Raw genomic sequence first — 14,982 nt, 5'->3', positions numbered from 1 at the left:
AACGGCTTTTTATTCATTCCGGGGAACCTTCCCCGTCTGTCTGAACATGAAAACGGATCAATCGGGTAATGAAAAGCCCAGCGAGTGCAAGCAGTGCCCCGAAATAAAAAACACTCGAAAGGGAGAGCTGTTCGGCGACAGAGCCTGCGACAACCGGACCGAGCAGAATTCCGGCAGCGTAAAACGACTGGTAGAATCCCATCGCGCTCGCTTTCAGCGGACCGGGGCTCACCTGGACAACCATTCCCAAAAGCAGGGGAAGCACAATTCCAAGGGCGAGTCCAAGCACTGCCTGGTTCATGCTAAGCTCCCATAAAGACGCGGTCGACGGCATCCACACAAGCGCTGCTGCCCCTGTGAGAAAGGAGCCGTAAAGGAGCGGCTTGTGCATACGGACCGACACGGTGTAAAAAGATAAAAACAGAGAAGCTAAAAGGTGTGGAACAAAAAAGGCGATAAAAATAATAACCAGCGTCCGCTCGGTAGCGCCTATCGAAGAAGCATACAGCGGGGTGAAGCCGAAAATGGTCATGAAAATAATAGAATGACCGATAAAGCTCGCGCACGTAATCCAGCGCAGGTCATGCAGACGAAGAGTACGGCTGATTAAAGAACGAATTTTCAACGGCCCGGTTTTGCTTTGTACCGGAATTTCTTTTGTGAACAGCGTAAATCCAATGCCGATAAGAGAAAAAACTGCAGCAATCCAGAACAGCGCTGTAAACCCGAATAAATCAGCCAGGTACCCGCTGAACATCATGCTGATAAACTGGGTGAAAACCGTTAAAAGCTGCAGGATGCCCATCGCTCTCGAAGACTGGTCAGGAGAAAAGTAACGGGAATACATAATTGTCGCCATTACCCACATCGAGGCGGTCACCCCGGCAAGCAGCCGGGCGGTAAAAACTGCTGCAAAAGAATCAGATAAGACGAGTAGCACGCCGCTGACGAATCCGCTGACAAATCCAACAATCAGCAGTTTTTTCAACAGCCCCTTTAGAGCATCAGAAAGAATGCCGAGTGGATAGCGTAACAGCACCTGCGTTGCCCCGTAGGCACCGAGAATAATACCGATAGCCGTGTAGGTGAAATTGCTGTTTTCCAAATACAGGCTAAATACCGGTACGTATACATAGGTCGCGAACCAGAAACAAAAAACCGCAGTTAAAAACAGCGCGTGATCGCGCTTTGTAATGGTCATAGGTATCATCCTTATGTAAAAAATCAATCATTTGCGTAAAAAACAGCTGCTTCCATCATAAACCAATTCCATCTGAAAGATAAGCGCTTACCTTTAATTTCAATAAACAGGGACAAGGGAACAGGCTTTTTTTGTCGAACCTTTTAATGCGAGGGTCTGTCTTCGAAAAAGATTATTTGGGAATTTGTGGTATAAAATGGATGTTATATTGTTTATCATGGAAGAGAAGTTTTCATACCCCGGAGGAGGTCGTATATGCTTGAAGTAAATCATTTATCGAAGCGGTTTTTAGAAAAGCAGGCTGTTGATGAGCTTTCTTTTTCCATTCAGCCCGGAGAAAGTCTCGGTTTGATTGGTCAGAACGGAGCTGGAAAAACGACTACGTTCCGTATGCTGCTCGGTCTGATGGAGCGTACAGACGGAACAATGGAATGGAATGGCAAAAAAGTCCATCATCTGCCGCTTGAGCAGGTCGGCTACCTGCCGGAAGAGCGGGGGTTGTTTGCGGAAGAACAGGTGGAGCAGCAGCTGCAGTTTCTGGCTGGCCTGAAAAACATGAATAAGAAGGAAGCAAAGACTTCGATGGCATACTGGCTCGAAGTGTTTGAGCTTGAAAAGGAAAAGAAACAGAAATTAAACACGCTCTCGAAGGGCAATCAGCAAAAAATTCAACTGATCGCTGCACTCGTCCACCGCCCAGATTTTCTTATCCTTGATGAACCGTTCAGCGGGCTCGATCCGGTGAATACAGATATCTTAAAGGAAGCCATTCAGAACCTGCGCCGGGACGGAGTAACTATCATTTTTTCGAGTCATCGCATGGAGCACGTGGAAGAGATCTGCGACAAGCTCGTTATGCTTAAAAAAGGCAGAGATGTTTTGAGCGGACACCTCGGGGAAATCAAGGAACGCATGGATCATAACCGGATTGTCGCTGAAGCTTCCTGCCCGCTGGAAGAGGTCAGGATGTGGGAAGGGGTCCGGGAGGTGCGTGCCGCCGGGGAAAAAATGCACATTTATACGGACTCAAAAGCAAGATCCCAGGATATTCTACAGCAGCTTTTTACATATGGAGACGTACGCATCTTCCGGATGGAGCCCCCGTCGCTCGAAGAGATTTTCAAAGAGAAAATAGGTGAAAGCGATGCGTAATACGTGGAGAATCTTTGCTCATACATTCCGGGTACGGGCAGGCGCCAAATCATTTATTGTATCAACGGCGGTTATGCTCTTTGTTGTGCTTATTGCCCTGAGTCTGCCCAGAATTATCGACTTTTTTGGAGACGGGGAAGCTGATATCAGCAGCCTGGCTGTCGTCAATGACAGTGACTCTCTTCAGGTTCCGGGGGAAGCGGCTGGTATAGAGCTTCTGCCTTATGAACAGGAAGCGCAGGCAGAAAATGCATGGGAAAACGGGGAAACAGATGGCTACCTGATCTTTGAAAACAGCGGAAACGGATATAATGGAAATTTGTATACCGATGAAGAGACGGGGGACACTGCTCGCGCCCTTTCCGCCGGAATTCAGCAGGCGCATGTCTCTCAATACGCAGAAGAACTCGGTATCACAGGGGAAGAGGTCCAAAATATTACCGCACCTGTGCAGATTGCAGAAAGCACAGAGGGGAGCGGGGGGTCTTCCTCCGGAGAAGGGTTTAATCTTCTGTCCTACGCGGTTGTTTTTATCATTTATATTTATTCGCTGATGTGCGGAATTATGATCGCTATGCAGATTGCCAAGGATAAAGAGCAGCGCGTGATGGAAATTCTTATTTCGAGTGCGTCGCCGGTTCAGCATTTGTTCGGCCGGGCATTCGGAGTATCAGCCATCTGGCTTTTCCAAATGGCTCTCGTGGCGGTAACAGCCGTGATTTATGTGAACGCGGCCGGGCTCGATGATATCACTTCGCTTATCAGCTCGGCTGGCGGAGCCGCTGTTTCCACATGGATATATGCCGTCGTGTTCCTGCTTCTTGGCATCGTCCTTTACGGAACGCTGTACGCAATGGTCGGGTCGATGGCAGCCAAAACGGAAGAAGTCCAGAACTTCAGTCAGCCGCTGACATTCCTGCTCGTAGGGGCATTTGTTCTGTCAAACTTCGGACTCGCTGCTCCGGGGAATATTTTCGTGACTGCGAGTTCCTTCATTCCTTTTTTCACTCCGTTTACAATGTTTGTGAGAACGAATGCGTTAGACGTTCCGTGGTGGCAGATGGGCCTGAGCATCGGCCTCACTCTTGCTCTGGTGGCAGCGGCGGCCTGGTTCAGCGTTCGTCTTTACCGTGGAAGTGTCCTCGTTTACAGCGGCGATTCATTTAGCAGAAGGGTCAGGCAGGCACGGGAACTTGCCCGCAGAAAGTGATACACTAAAGGTGCAGCATCTATTCATCTTATGCATACTGGAAAAGGAGACGATCGTACTATGGGATTGTTTGATGCACTGATGGGAAACGCCTCTGAAGCGGATTCAAAAAAGGTAGAGGAAGAACTTCGGGAATGGTTAACGGCAGGCGAACAGGTAGAAAGTGCTTTTAAACTGTATCGGGATTTAATGGTATTTACAAACAAACGTCTGATTATGATCGACAAGCAGGGAGTCACCGGGAAAAAGGTGGAATACCACACGGTTCCTTACCGGAGCATCACCCACTACAGCGTAGAAACTGCCGGCACGTTTGATTTGGACAGTGAATTAAAAATATGGGTGGGCAGCACTGCAGAGCCCGTAGCCAAGACCTTTCGAAACGATGATAATATTTTCGATGTCCAGCGTGCACTGAGTAAGTACGTGCTGTAGAAAAGTTCCAGGGAGTGGATAAAGCTCTCTGGAACTTTTATTTTAAATATAATTGTGAAGAGTTATTCTAATCTTTCTTATTCTGAAAATGAGAATAAAAAACTTGAATTGAGAAGAAAAATGTAAGCGCTTCGATTATGGTGAATACAAGAAATAAAGTTTAAATTGAATCGGGATATAAATAGGGGGGGGCAAAAAAATGAAAAAGTGGTGGATGAGTTCAATTGTGTTAAGTACAGTGCTGGTGGCAGGAGGTTGTGGCTTAAGCAGTGAAGAAAGCAGTGGTGACAACGGTAATAGTGGAAGTGAGGGAAATGAAAATGAGAATTCTTCCAGTGAAGATGCAGAATATGTAATTGAATTTGCACACGTGGTTAGTCCATCTACGGCGAAGGGCGAGGCTGCTGAGCATTTCGGCGAATTGCTTGAAGAAGAAACTGATGGACGGATGGCAGTAGAAATTCATCCAGATTCCCAGCTCGGAAGCGACCGGGAAATAATTGAGCAGATGCAATCAGGTACTTTACAGATGAACGCACCATTCACAGGAGTTTTGCCTTCCTTTGCTCCAGAATTTCAAGTATTTGATTTACCGTACTTATTTTCAGATAGGGATGATGCGAAAGCTCAAGTGAACGGAGAGTTAGCAGATAAACTAAACGAATCTCTGAAGGAAGCAGATTTAAGGGCTCTTGGATACTGGGATGGTGGATTCAAACACTTCACGAATTCAAGGCGTCCAATTGAAAGTTTGGATGATATGGACGGGCTGTCTATGAGGGTTTCTCAGAGTCCCCTCTTAGAATCGCAGTTTGAAGCCTGGGGAGCCGGTGGTACTTCGGTAGACTTTTCTGAATTATACCCAGCTTTACAGCAGGGCACAGTGGATGGACAGGAAAATCCGTTATCAAATATCGTTTCGCAAAAATTTTATGAAGTGCAGGATTACATGACTTATAGTTCGCATGGTTACATGAGTTATCCACTTGTAATCAGCGAGCAATATTTTCAGGAGTTACCTGAAGATTTACAGAAGACAGTAGAAGAAGTAGCTCAAGAAACTACCGAATGGCAGTGGGAACAGTCAGAAAAGCTGGAGGAAGAATATAGCCAAACGCTGGAAGAAGCGGACATTGAAATTTCAGAATTAACAGAATCAGAAAAAGAAGAATTCATTGAAGCCAGCGAAGGCGTTTATGATGAATACGTAGAAACCGTAGAAGGCGGCGAAGAAATATTGGATGCTGTCGAAGAATAATAAAAAGTGAAGGAGAGATCTGTCTCTCCTTCATAATCGTATTGAAGTCATGTGTGAGGGTGGGCGATTCATGAATAAAATTAACAAGGCTCTTAACCATTTAGAAGAATATTTTGGTTTCTTCTCACTTTTAATAGCAACTGCTCTTATTTTTATTCAAGTAGTAATGCGTTATGTGTTTAATTATTCAATTATGTGGTCGGAGGAAATGGCCAGGTATTTAATCATTTGGTTTATTTTTGTGGGAAGCAGCATGGCTGTTCGTGAAAGAGCGCATGCTAAAGTAGATGTATTGACTTCTTATGTCCCTTTCCGTGCTAAAAAAATTTTAGAAATCGCAGCTTCACTAATGGCTATAGTTTTTTGTGTATTAATTTTAATTTCAGGTGTGCAAACAATACAAAATGTAATACAATTTTCGAATTACACTCCGGCACTGCAGATTCCCATGTACATTCCTTACTTAGCAATCCCGGTCGGAGCTTCTTTGATGATTATTAGATTCTCTCAAAACATATGGTGGGATGGCAAGCGCTTGCATAAGGGATGGACAAATGTCGAACAGAGGCAGGAGGACGCGAAATGATCGGGATTATTCTCTTTGTAGTTCTTCTGCTTCTCAGCACGCCGATTGCAGCTGCGCTGGGTTTAACAAGCATTTATGCCATTATTGATTCTGGGGGATCCCTTGATAATGTGGCCCGTAATATGTTTGCTGGTCTAGATTCATTTACTCTAATGGCGATTCCTTTCTTTATCTTTGCCGGCGATTTAATGCTCTCTGGAGGAACCTCGAAACGGCTCATCAATATGGCCAGAAAGATTGTAGGTTGGACCACTGGGGGACTGCCTATTGCGGGCGTGATTTCTTCGATGTTTTTTGCTGCTCTTTCCGGCTCCAGTCCAGCTACGGTGGCTGCGGTAGGCGGGATTATGATTCCTTCTCTAAAAGAAGCAAATTATTCTACTAAATTTGCAGTTGGATTGATTTGTGCAGCAGGCTCACTTGGTATTATCATACCTCCAAGTATTACGCTTCTTGTATATGGAGTGATAGCAGAAGTATCGATTAGTGAATTATTTATTGCTGGGGTTATACCCGGGATATTCATTGGATTTGTGTTAATTATTGTAAGCTTTATCATAGCTAAATATCAAGGTCATGTGCCAGATGCTCGTGCTCCATTTAAAGAAGTGGCAAAAGCTTCGATAGATGCTTTCTGGGGACTAATCATGCCTATCATTGTACTCGGGGGCATATACTTTGGAGTTTTCACCCCCACCGAAGCAGCTGCAGTGGCAATTGTATACAGTATGGCTATAGGATTTTTTGTATACAGAGAACTTAATATCCGCGTTTTGTTTCAGGTTACAAGACGTTCGGTTATTACTGCTTCAATGGTAATGCTGGTAATAGCAAGCGCCCAAGTTTTCAGCTGGTATCTGACAATAGAACAAATTCCTAACCAAATTGCAAGCCAAGCACTTAATTTTGCTTCAAATCCTATCATGCTTATGTTAATTATTATTGCTGTGTTGTTAATTGTAGGTATGTTTATGGACCCAAGTGCAGCTGTGCTTATAATGGCTCCACTTTTCCTTCCGATAGTAATGGAATTGGGAGTAGACCCCGTTCACTTTGGTATCATAATGATCGTTAATTTGGCGATCGGCATGCTTACGCCACCTTTTGGGTTAAATTTATTCGTGGCAGCTGGAGTAGGAAAAACGCCGCTTACTACTGTTATAAATGGAACTTTTCCTTTTATTATAGTAATGATAATAGCGTTGCTTGTAATTACCTTCACGCCAGGAATGTCGACATATTTACCTTCACTTATATACGATTGAGTATAAAGTCAAAAATAAAAGTAATCTTTACACCCTGGCTGCTAGATTGACTATAGCAGTGAGGGTGTATTTTTATGCTTAAAATTGAGCGCTATTTAAACGATAAAACTTTGTGAATTCTTTCTAAAATAATTAAAATCGGATTTTATAAAATTTTAATACAAGTAAGTTTTTTGTTTTGAAAATGCATAATTCAATTATTAGTGTAAAATAAGTAAATTAAATAGTTAAAGCTTAAACTGTGAAAGAATGAAAGGGTCAAGCTTGGAATCGTTGTGATATGATAAAAAGTATATAGGTAAAATGTTATTCCTTAATTAATTTATAGGATGGGGATAAGTGTGCAAAATGGAAACAAAGACGCAGTAATTTCATTATATGAAAGTAAGCACAAAGAAAAAGACACGGTCGCTACTCATGCTCATGAAACATATCAACTTTTATACGTACTCGATGGTGATGGCGCTTGTGAACTGGATGGAGAGGTATATGATATTACAGCAGATTCCTTTCTTATTATTCCTCCGCGTATAAAACATTCTATCCGGGCGGATTCACATATGACAGTGCTAGTGCTCGAATTCGATGCCGGGGGACTCAGCCAGGACGTGCGTATGCAGCTGATTCCAAGCGTTTTTGGGAAGGCCCGCGTGCAGTCCTTCAGCGCTATTGACAGCAGTGAGCTCCGGCAGATTATGCGAAAAATGCTTTACGAGCAGTCGCACGGCGATCAGCTATGGAAGATGGCGCTTAAAATCCATATTGCTGAACTCCTATGCACGCTTGCCCGCTCCAATCAGGAAGATGGGCCGGGGGATACGAATAAACTGAGGGTTGATCGTCTTCGACAATATATTGAGACTCGTTATTATGATATTGAAAGCGCGGAAGATATAGCTTTACGTATGGGAATGAGTAAGCGGTATATGCAGACAATTTTCAAAGAGTACTACGAACGGACACCAATGCAGTATTTGACCGAGGTCCGCCTCGGACTGGTCAAACAGCTGCTTGTGGAAAGCGATAAAGACATAGTATCAATCTGCTTTGAAGTAGGGTTCGAATCGTTATCCACGTTCTATCGTTTATTCAAAAAACATGTTGGCGTCCCGCCGAATATGTATAGGGCGACACAAAAAAATCGCAAAAACACTTCTTCATAAAGATTAAATCATTTCCGAATCTGAGAATGAACGTCTGCAACTAATAAGACAGCGCATACATTTCTCTCTAGACTGGGTAGTAATCAGTTAAGAGAGGAGCAGGATCAAGATGGCAGAACATACTATTGGGATTATTATGAACGGGGTAACCGGAAGAATGGGGACGAGGCAGCACCTTATCCGCTCGATTGCAGCTATCCGCGCACAGGGAGGCGTCGAGATTGATAAGGGTGAATACATCATGCCGGACCCTATTTTAGTAGGCAGAAACGAAGAAAAATTGAAAGCGCTTGCGGAAGAGCATGGTATTGCACGATGGACGACCAGCCTGGATGAAGCACTTGCAGACGAACATAATGTTATTTACTTTGATTCGCAGACGACTTCCAGACGTGCTGAAGGCATTAAACGGGCGATTGAGGCCGGCAAACACATTTACTGTGAAAAACCGACAGCCACTTCGATGGAAGGTGCACTTGAATTGGCTCGTCTGGCTAAAGAAGCAGGAGTTAAAAACGGGGTCGTGCAGGACAAGCTCTTTCTGCCGGGCGTATTGAAGCTGAAAAGGCTGATCGATTCCGGATTTTTCGGGGAAATACTCTCGGTCCGCATGGAGTTCGGCTACTGGGTATTTGAAGGCGGCTGGCAGGAGTCCCAGCGCCCGTCCTGGAACTATAAAAAAGAAGAAGACGGCGGTATCGTAGTAGACATGTTCCCGCACTGGCGCTACGTGCTTGATGAATTATTCGGCTCGGTACAATCGGTTTCTGCTTCGGTTAAAACGCATATTCCGGAGCGTGTGGATGAGGAAGGTAATACGTATAAAGCAACGGCGGATGACGCTGCCTATGCAACGATGGAGCTTGAAGGCGGCATCACAGCTCAAATCAACTCCTCGTGGGCAGTGCGGGTCGACCGTGATGACCTGCTGACAATTCAGGTGGATGGGACCGAAGGCAGCGCTGTAGCCGGTCTTAGAAACTGTAAGACCCAGCACCGGGTGAATACACCAAAGCCTGTATGGAATCCTGACCTTGAAAACACGATCGATTTTCAGAATCAGTGGGAAGAAGTACCGGACAACCAGCTGTTTGAAAATGCGTTTAAAATCCAGTGGGAAATGTTTTTAAAGCACGTTCATCAGGACGAAGCTTTCCCGTGGGATCTTCTTGAAGGAGCGAAAGGGATGCAGCTGGCCGATCTTGGCCTGCAGTCATCTCAAGAGCGACGCTGGCTGGATGTACCGGAGCTGAATATATAAGGAGGCGCAGCTGATGACTAACTATATTTATTTACCGAAGGCAGACGGTAGTACGTATCGGTATGAATTGAGGCAGACAGAAGCGCTGCCGGCTCCTTCGAAAAACGAATTCACTTCCAGAGTAGCTTACTCCGCCGTGCACGTAACAGCGGATCCGTTTGGAAGCAGCGATCCGGTCCGCCATCCTGCAATTGACTGGGATAAAACGATGGAATACCGCCATTACCTTTGGTCTCTCGGTCTATCGGTGGCAGAAGCGATGGACACCGCTCAAAGGGGCATGGGTCTGGTCTGGGAAGACGCTAAAGAACTGATCACCCGCTCGGTCCGGGAAGCTAAGAGTGTGGGCGGGAACATGGCCAGCGGAGCCGGAACCGATCATCTGGAGCCCGGGCCGGATGTTACCATTGACGACGTGGTGAAAGCATACGAAGAGCAGTGCTCCTTTGTGGAGCAGGCCGGAAGCAAAATTATTATGATGGCCAGCCGGGCTCTTGCCAGAGCGGCCTCGTCAGCAGAGGATTATGAATACGTCTACGGTAAAATTCTGGGGCAGGTAAAGGAACCGGTAATATTGCACTGGCTCGGAGATATGTTTGATCCGAATCTTGCTGGCTACTGGGGCTCAGACAATGTCGATGAAGCAATGGAAGTGTGCTTGCGTGTGCTTCATACGCATGCAGACAAAATCGAAGGCATCAAAATTTCGCTTCTGGATGATCAAAAAGAAATCGAGATGCGTCGGAGGCTGCCGGAAAGCGTTAGAATGTATACTGGTGATGACTTTAATTATCCGAGTCTGATTGAAGGAGACGAGCAGGGATACAGCCATGCGCTGCTTGGTATTTTTGATGCGATCGCACCGGCAGCAGCGTCTGCACTGAAGGAACTCGATGCAGGTAATATGAAGAAATATCACGAAATTATGGATCCGACTGTTCCGCTTGCCCGTCACATTTTTCAGCACCCGACATTTGCGTATAAAACCGGCGTGGTGTTCCTGGCTTATTTGAATGGCCATCAGCCGCACTTCCGTATGATTGCCGGTGCTGAAAGTGCCCGCTCCGTGTTTCATTTCAGCGAATTATTCCGCCTGGCCGACGAAGCCAGGGTCTTCCGGGATCCGGAGCTTGCTGCAGCACGCATGAAGCCGGTACTTGAGCTTGCCGGGCTTCAGGCAAAGGAGGTTTATAAATAATGGCATCTCCTGATATGAATCGTCTAAGCCTGAATCAGATCACTACGGAAAACTGGTCGCTGAAGGAGGCCGCCGAAGGATGCGCCAGTCAGGACATCCCCTGGATTTCCGTATGGCGGCACAAAATACAGGAAATAGGCTTAAAGGAAAGTAAAAAAATTATCGACGCCAATGGCCTGCAGGTCTCAAGCGTTTGCCGGGGTGGAATGTTTCCAGCCGCTGATAAGGAAGAACGCAGTCGGCGCATCGATGACAATAAACGGGCGGTGGAAGAGGCTGCCGAACTCGGAACTGACGTATTGGTTCTCGTATGCGGGCCCTCTCCGGATAAAGATCTTATCCAGAGCAGGGAATGGGTGCGCGAAGGAATTGAAGCAGTCCTTCCAGTTGCAGAGCAGTACGGGGTAAAGCTTGGTATTGAACCGCTCCATCCTATGTATGCGGCAGACCGTTCGGTAATTACTACCCTTGGCGAGGCCCATCAGCTGCAACGGCAGGTGGGCAGCAGCCATCTTGGCGTCGTCGTAGACGTATTCCACGTCTGGTGGGATCCATTTTTGTACGGTGAAATTGAACGCGCCGGTGAAACTATTTTGGGCTTTCACGTGTCGGACTGGAGTGTGCCACTGCCGGATATGTTCAAGGGCCGCAGTATGATGGGGGAAGGCGTCATTGATATTCCGCGCATCCGCAAGGCGGTTGAAAAACAGGGCTACAATGGACCGATAGAAGTGGAAATTATTAATCAGGCCATCTGGGACCAGCCCGGGGAGCAAACCTTAAAGCAGATGAAAGAAGCTTATCATATCTATGTTTAAACCGATAATAGCGGGGCCGTAAGGCTTGCCGCTATTGTCGTATGTTACAGCGTAGAAGGAGAGATATTTTAATGTCGAAGCCGTCTGAACACACGAATTTTGAGCCGATGCACCACGAAGAGAGTGCTGTGGAAGAAGGAGCGTTGACGATGGCCGCTGCTGGTCTTGAGCACGGTCATATTTATGCCATGTGCCATGGAATGAAAAGCGCTGGTGCGGAAATCAAATGGGTCTGGGACAATGACCCGGAAAAGGTACGTGTATTTCAACAGAGTTTTCCGGAAGTCAAAATTGCAGAATCACTTTCACAGATTCTGGAGGACGGGGAGGTGCATCTGGTGGCAAGCGCCGCCATTCCTGCAGAAAGAGGACCGTTTGGCCTCAAGGTGATGGATCACGGCAAACATTACTTTTCCGCTAAGGCCCCGTTTACGACCCTCGAACAGCTGCAGCAGGCGGAGGAGAAAACGAAAGCCACAGGGCTAAACTGGGCCGTTTTTTACAGCGAACGGCTGCAGGTGGAATGCGCCGGCTTTGCCGAACAGCTGATTGAAAGTGGGGCGATCGGGAAAGTCATTCAGGTACTTGGCACTGGGCCGCACCGGTTGAATATAAATTCACGCCCGGAATGGTTTTTTCAGAAAGAGCCGACCGGAGGCATTGTATGCGACATTGGGAGCCACCAAATTGAACAGTTTCTCTGGTTTAGCGGTGCCCGTGACGCAGAGGTGCTCAGCAGTACAGCAGCGAATATGGCGCACCCGGAGCATCCGGAATTTGAGGATTACGGCGACGCCCATTTCCGGGGAGATAACGGAGCGGTACACTATTTTCGAGTGGACTGGTTTACCCCGGACGGCCTGAGCAACTGGGGGGATGGACGGACAATTATTCTGGGCACAGAAGGGTATATAGAGCTCAGAAAATACGTGGACCTTACAGACAGCTCGCGTGGCGAGCGGCTGTACCTGGTTAATCAGGGCGGTGAAAGAAAATACGATGTAGAAGGAAAAGTGGGATTTCCTTACTTTTTCCGGCTGGCAAAGGACGTTGTGCGCGGAACAGCTACAGCCATGCCGCAGGAACATGCGTTTAAAGCGGCGGAGCTAAGCCTGAAGGCACAAAAGCAGGCAGTACAGATTAAGCGGTAGCAGGAGAGTGGTAAAAATGAAACAGTCATGCCGGATTGTCCTGGCAGGAACAGCAGGATACGGGGAATTATATTTGCAGACATTAAAAGAACAAAACCGCCTTTCCTGGCTCGTAGGCGTGGTCGACATTTTTCCGGAAAACAGCTCCTTTTATCCGGATATTCAGGCAGCAGGCATACCGGTGTATGAATCACTTGAGGCTTTTTACGCCGAAAAGGAAGCTGAACTGGCAGTAATTGCGACACCTATTCATCTTCATGCCGGCCAGGCAGTGACAGCAATGAGGGCGGGAAGTCACGTACTCTGCGAAAAACCGGCGTCGGCGTCTTGGGAGGAAGCGGAAGAAATGCGCCGGGTGCGCGACGAAACCGGAAAATTTTTAGCAGTCGGCTTTAACTGGTCGTTTAGTGACGCTGTGCTCGAGTTCAAGGAAGATATTCAGACGGGTAAATTCGGCCGGCCGCTGCACGGAAGCGCCCTGGTGCTCTGGCCGCGGAACGATGCCTATTACGGCCGCTCCAGCTGGGCGGGGAAAAAGCTTGGCGGAGGCGGCGCCCCGATTTTTGACAGCGTGGCAAATAACGCGACAGCTCACTTTATGCACAATTTATTTTACGTGCTTGGGAGTACGAAAAACGAAAGCGCAAAAATAAACACGCTGGAGATGGAAGTGTACCGTGCCAACCCGATTGAGACATTTGATACTTGTGCACTACGGGCGGTAACTGATGAAGATGTAGATCTGACATTCTTCGCTTCACATGCGGTTGAAAAAGAAGTGAACCCCTCTTTTTATATGGAGTTTGAGGAGGCGGTAGTTTCCTATGAATGGGGCAGCCCGATGAAAGCATTGTGGCACAGCGGGGCAGAAAAAAGCTATAATGATCCTGAGAGTGAGCATATGCATAAACTTGATGTGTGTATCGATGCGGTGCTTGGAGATTCCCAGGATATCCGCTGCGGCCTGGAGGCCTCTTACTCTCATCTGCTGACCATCGAAAGCGTGCATCAGGCATTTCCGGAAAGCTATGCATTTGCGGAGGAGGATAAACAGGTAGACGTCTCCCTCGGTTTAACGTATGTTCCGGGACTCGCAGAGGTGCTTGAAACCTGCTACGCTGAGCGGAAGCTTCCAGGGGAAACTCCAGCCTCCTGGGCACGGGGAAAGAAAATGATGAGCATTAACCCCATCCGCTATCCGTATTGAATATGCATTATATAAGGGGGACAAAAGCATGATTCAGGAAGAAGAGCTAGAGCACCAGAAAATGCGGAAATGGATAATCCAAAAAGGAAAAAGCCCACGGGTCGAATTGCTGAACTTCGGAGCAAGAATTCAACGAATATGGGCGAAGGACCGTAACGGCATCGAAGAAAATATTCTGCTCAGCTATGCAGGACCGGAACAGTACGAGCGGGACAGTATTTTTCTTGGCGCAGTCGTCGGTCCGGTTGCCGGACGCGTCAAGGAAGGGCAGATGACTGCAGCGGACAGAAAGCACGCCCTGACTAGAAATGAAGGCAGGCATCATCTGCACGGAGGAGACGGCGGCTTTGGCAATGTTTACTGGGAAGCAGACACCGGCGAAAATGAACAGCAGGCATGGGTGCGTCTTTCGATTAGCAGAACAGACAGCACCGATGGCTACCCCGGGAACGTGAAAGCATCTGTCACATATACTGTGGAGGCCGGCGGCGATTTTACCGTCGAATACGAGGGAGAGTCAGATACCGATACCTGGTTCAGTCCGACCCAGCATATGTACATAAATCTGAGTGGAAATAACAAGCTTCCGGTCACAGAACAGTATGCTGAGGTTCACGCATCGGATGTGCTGGAGCTTGACAGTGAGCTGATTCCTACAGGGGAACTGCTGCCAACGGCAGGAACGCCCTTTGAACTAAACGGAAGTAAGCCGCTTGGCGAATATATCGACAGCTCCCATGAGCAGGTGCGTGATGTAGCTGGCGGCATTGACCATTTCTTCATTCTCAAAGAAGAAAAAGAACCGCAGGCAAGCCTATGGGATGAGGCTTCAGGACGGCGGCTTGATATTATTACAAGCGCCCCTGGAGCTGTCGTGTATACATCAAACAACGTGCCTGAACAGGATTTTGAAGCGGGACCTAAAGAAAAGCACCGCGGGATTTGCATCGAGACCCAGCAGCTGCCGGTGGATTTTGCTCATTTAGGAAAACCGACTGCATATCTGAAGGCAGAAAAACAATTTCAAAGTTCTACGACCTTTCGATTGCACATATAATAACCAAGAAAAAACAACTC

14 protein-coding genes are annotated in these 14,982 nt (G+C 47.2%); 13 read left to right on the top strand and 1 reads right to left on the bottom strand.

Annotated elements, in window-relative coordinates:
- Positions 1 to 13: 13 nt before the first annotated feature.
- Positions 14 to 1,201, bottom strand: a complete 1,188-nt coding sequence (locus ACTRXH_RS05745; RefSeq protein ID WP_474261029.1) for an MFS transporter — start codon at positions 1,199 to 1,201, stop codon at positions 14 to 16.
- Between the two features lie 255 nt (positions 1,202 to 1,456).
- Here ACTRXH_RS05745 and ACTRXH_RS05740 point away from each other — a divergent pair, with 255 nt between their 5' ends.
- The 13 genes from ACTRXH_RS05740 to ACTRXH_RS05680 all read left to right on the top strand — a co-directional run bounded on the left by ACTRXH_RS05740 (position 1,457) and on the right by ACTRXH_RS05680 (position 14,962).
- The gene (locus tag ACTRXH_RS05740; RefSeq protein WP_474281156.1) at positions 1,457 to 2,353 is read left to right on the top strand and encodes an ABC transporter ATP-binding protein; all 897 of its coding nucleotides are present in this window, start codon (positions 1,457 to 1,459) and stop codon (positions 2,351 to 2,353) included.
- A complete protein-coding gene (locus ACTRXH_RS05735) occupies positions 2,346 to 3,563 on the top strand; it encodes an ABC transporter permease (protein WP_474281278.1) in 1,218 nt (405 codons plus the stop codon). Before ACTRXH_RS05740 ends, ACTRXH_RS05735 begins: the two co-directional genes overlap by 8 nt.
- 60 nt (positions 3,564 to 3,623) lie before the next feature.
- Positions 3,624 to 3,998 carry a PH domain-containing protein gene (locus ACTRXH_RS05730; protein WP_462867147.1) on the top strand — a complete coding sequence of 125 codons (375 nt, stop codon included), beginning with the start codon at positions 3,624 to 3,626 and terminating at the stop codon, positions 3,996 to 3,998.
- Between the two features lie 199 nt (positions 3,999 to 4,197).
- The gene (locus ACTRXH_RS05725) at positions 4,198 to 5,256 is read left to right on the top strand and encodes a TRAP transporter substrate-binding protein (protein WP_474281154.1); all 1,059 of its coding nucleotides are present in this window, start codon (positions 4,198 to 4,200) and stop codon (positions 5,254 to 5,256) included.
- Positions 5,257 to 5,326: 70 nt separating this feature from the next.
- Positions 5,327 to 5,842, top strand: a complete 516-nt coding sequence (locus ACTRXH_RS05720) for a TRAP transporter small permease (RefSeq protein WP_474261033.1) — start codon at positions 5,327 to 5,329, stop codon at positions 5,840 to 5,842.
- Positions 5,839 to 7,107 (top strand): TRAP transporter large permease, encoded by a 1,269-nt coding sequence (locus tag ACTRXH_RS05715; protein WP_474261034.1) that lies wholly within the window; start codon positions 5,839 to 5,841, stop codon positions 7,105 to 7,107. The genes ACTRXH_RS05720 and ACTRXH_RS05715 overlap by 4 nt, the downstream gene beginning before the upstream one ends.
- A gap of 329 nt (positions 7,108 to 7,436) precedes the next feature.
- On the top strand, positions 7,437 to 8,270 hold the full coding sequence (locus ACTRXH_RS05710; RefSeq protein WP_474281152.1) for a helix-turn-helix domain-containing protein: 834 nt from the start codon (positions 7,437 to 7,439) through the stop codon (positions 8,268 to 8,270).
- Positions 8,271 to 8,379: 109 nt separating this feature from the next.
- Positions 8,380 to 9,531 (top strand): Gfo/Idh/MocA family protein, encoded by a 1,152-nt coding sequence (locus ACTRXH_RS05705; RefSeq protein WP_474261036.1) that lies wholly within the window; start codon positions 8,380 to 8,382, stop codon positions 9,529 to 9,531.
- A gap of 13 nt (positions 9,532 to 9,544) precedes the next feature.
- On the top strand, positions 9,545 to 10,729 hold the full coding sequence (locus ACTRXH_RS05700) for a dihydrodipicolinate synthase family protein (RefSeq protein ID WP_474281150.1): 1,185 nt from the start codon (positions 9,545 to 9,547) through the stop codon (positions 10,727 to 10,729).
- A complete protein-coding gene (locus ACTRXH_RS05695) occupies positions 10,729 to 11,547 on the top strand; it encodes a sugar phosphate isomerase/epimerase family protein (protein WP_474281148.1) in 819 nt (272 codons plus the stop codon). Before ACTRXH_RS05700 ends, ACTRXH_RS05695 begins: the two co-directional genes overlap by 1 nt.
- A gap of 71 nt (positions 11,548 to 11,618) precedes the next feature.
- The gene (locus tag ACTRXH_RS05690) at positions 11,619 to 12,698 is read left to right on the top strand and encodes a Gfo/Idh/MocA family protein (RefSeq protein ID WP_474261039.1); all 1,080 of its coding nucleotides are present in this window, start codon (positions 11,619 to 11,621) and stop codon (positions 12,696 to 12,698) included.
- Between the two features lie 16 nt (positions 12,699 to 12,714).
- A complete protein-coding gene (locus ACTRXH_RS05685; protein ID WP_474281146.1) occupies positions 12,715 to 13,905 on the top strand; it encodes a Gfo/Idh/MocA family protein in 1,191 nt (396 codons plus the stop codon).
- Positions 13,906 to 13,933: 28 nt separating this feature from the next.
- Positions 13,934 to 14,962, top strand: coding sequence for an aldose epimerase family protein (locus ACTRXH_RS05680; protein ID WP_474281143.1), 1,029 nt, complete (start codon positions 13,934 to 13,936; stop codon positions 14,960 to 14,962).
- The last annotated feature ends 20 nt before the right edge of the window (positions 14,963 to 14,982 follow it).

It is taken from the genome of Marinococcus sp. LNHM5E3-2.1 (assembly GCF_056034365.1).
This window is presented reverse-complemented; position numbering and strand designations above follow the sequence as displayed.

Excerpts from the sequence above, each read along its gene's own strand:
- ACTRXH_RS05700 (WP_474281150.1), top strand. The coding sequence starts at position 9,545 with ATGACTAACTATATTTATTTACCGAAGGCAGACGGTAGTACGTATCGG.
- ACTRXH_RS05740 (WP_474281156.1), top strand. The coding sequence starts at position 1,457 with ATGCTTGAAGTAAATCATTTATCGAAGCGGTTTTTAGAAAAGCAGGCT.
- ACTRXH_RS05680 (WP_474281143.1), top strand. The coding sequence starts at position 13,934 with ATGATTCAGGAAGAAGAGCTAGAGCACCAGAAAATGCGGAAATGGATA.
- ACTRXH_RS05730 (WP_462867147.1), top strand. The coding sequence starts at position 3,624 with ATGGGATTGTTTGATGCACTGATGGGAAACGCCTCTGAAGCGGATTCA.
- ACTRXH_RS05710 (WP_474281152.1), top strand. The coding sequence starts at position 7,437 with ATGGGGATAAGTGTGCAAAATGGAAACAAAGACGCAGTAATTTCATTA.
- ACTRXH_RS05715 (WP_474261034.1), top strand. The coding sequence starts at position 5,839 with ATGATCGGGATTATTCTCTTTGTAGTTCTTCTGCTTCTCAGCACGCCG.
- ACTRXH_RS05725 (WP_474281154.1), top strand. The coding sequence starts at position 4,198 with ATGAAAAAGTGGTGGATGAGTTCAATTGTGTTAAGTACAGTGCTGGTG.
- ACTRXH_RS05720 (WP_474261033.1), top strand. The coding sequence starts at position 5,327 with ATGAATAAAATTAACAAGGCTCTTAACCATTTAGAAGAATATTTTGGT.
- ACTRXH_RS05735 (WP_474281278.1), top strand. The coding sequence starts at position 2,346 with ATGCGTAATACGTGGAGAATCTTTGCTCATACATTCCGGGTACGGGCA.
- ACTRXH_RS05690 (WP_474261039.1), top strand. The coding sequence starts at position 11,619 with ATGTCGAAGCCGTCTGAACACACGAATTTTGAGCCGATGCACCACGAA.
- ACTRXH_RS05745 (WP_474261029.1), bottom strand. The coding sequence starts at position 1,201 with ATGACCATTACAAAGCGCGATCACGCGCTGTTTTTAACTGCGGTTTTT.
- ACTRXH_RS05695 (WP_474281148.1), top strand. The coding sequence starts at position 10,729 with ATGGCATCTCCTGATATGAATCGTCTAAGCCTGAATCAGATCACTACG.
- ACTRXH_RS05705 (WP_474261036.1), top strand. The coding sequence starts at position 8,380 with ATGGCAGAACATACTATTGGGATTATTATGAACGGGGTAACCGGAAGA.
- ACTRXH_RS05685 (WP_474281146.1), top strand. The coding sequence starts at position 12,715 with ATGAAACAGTCATGCCGGATTGTCCTGGCAGGAACAGCAGGATACGGG.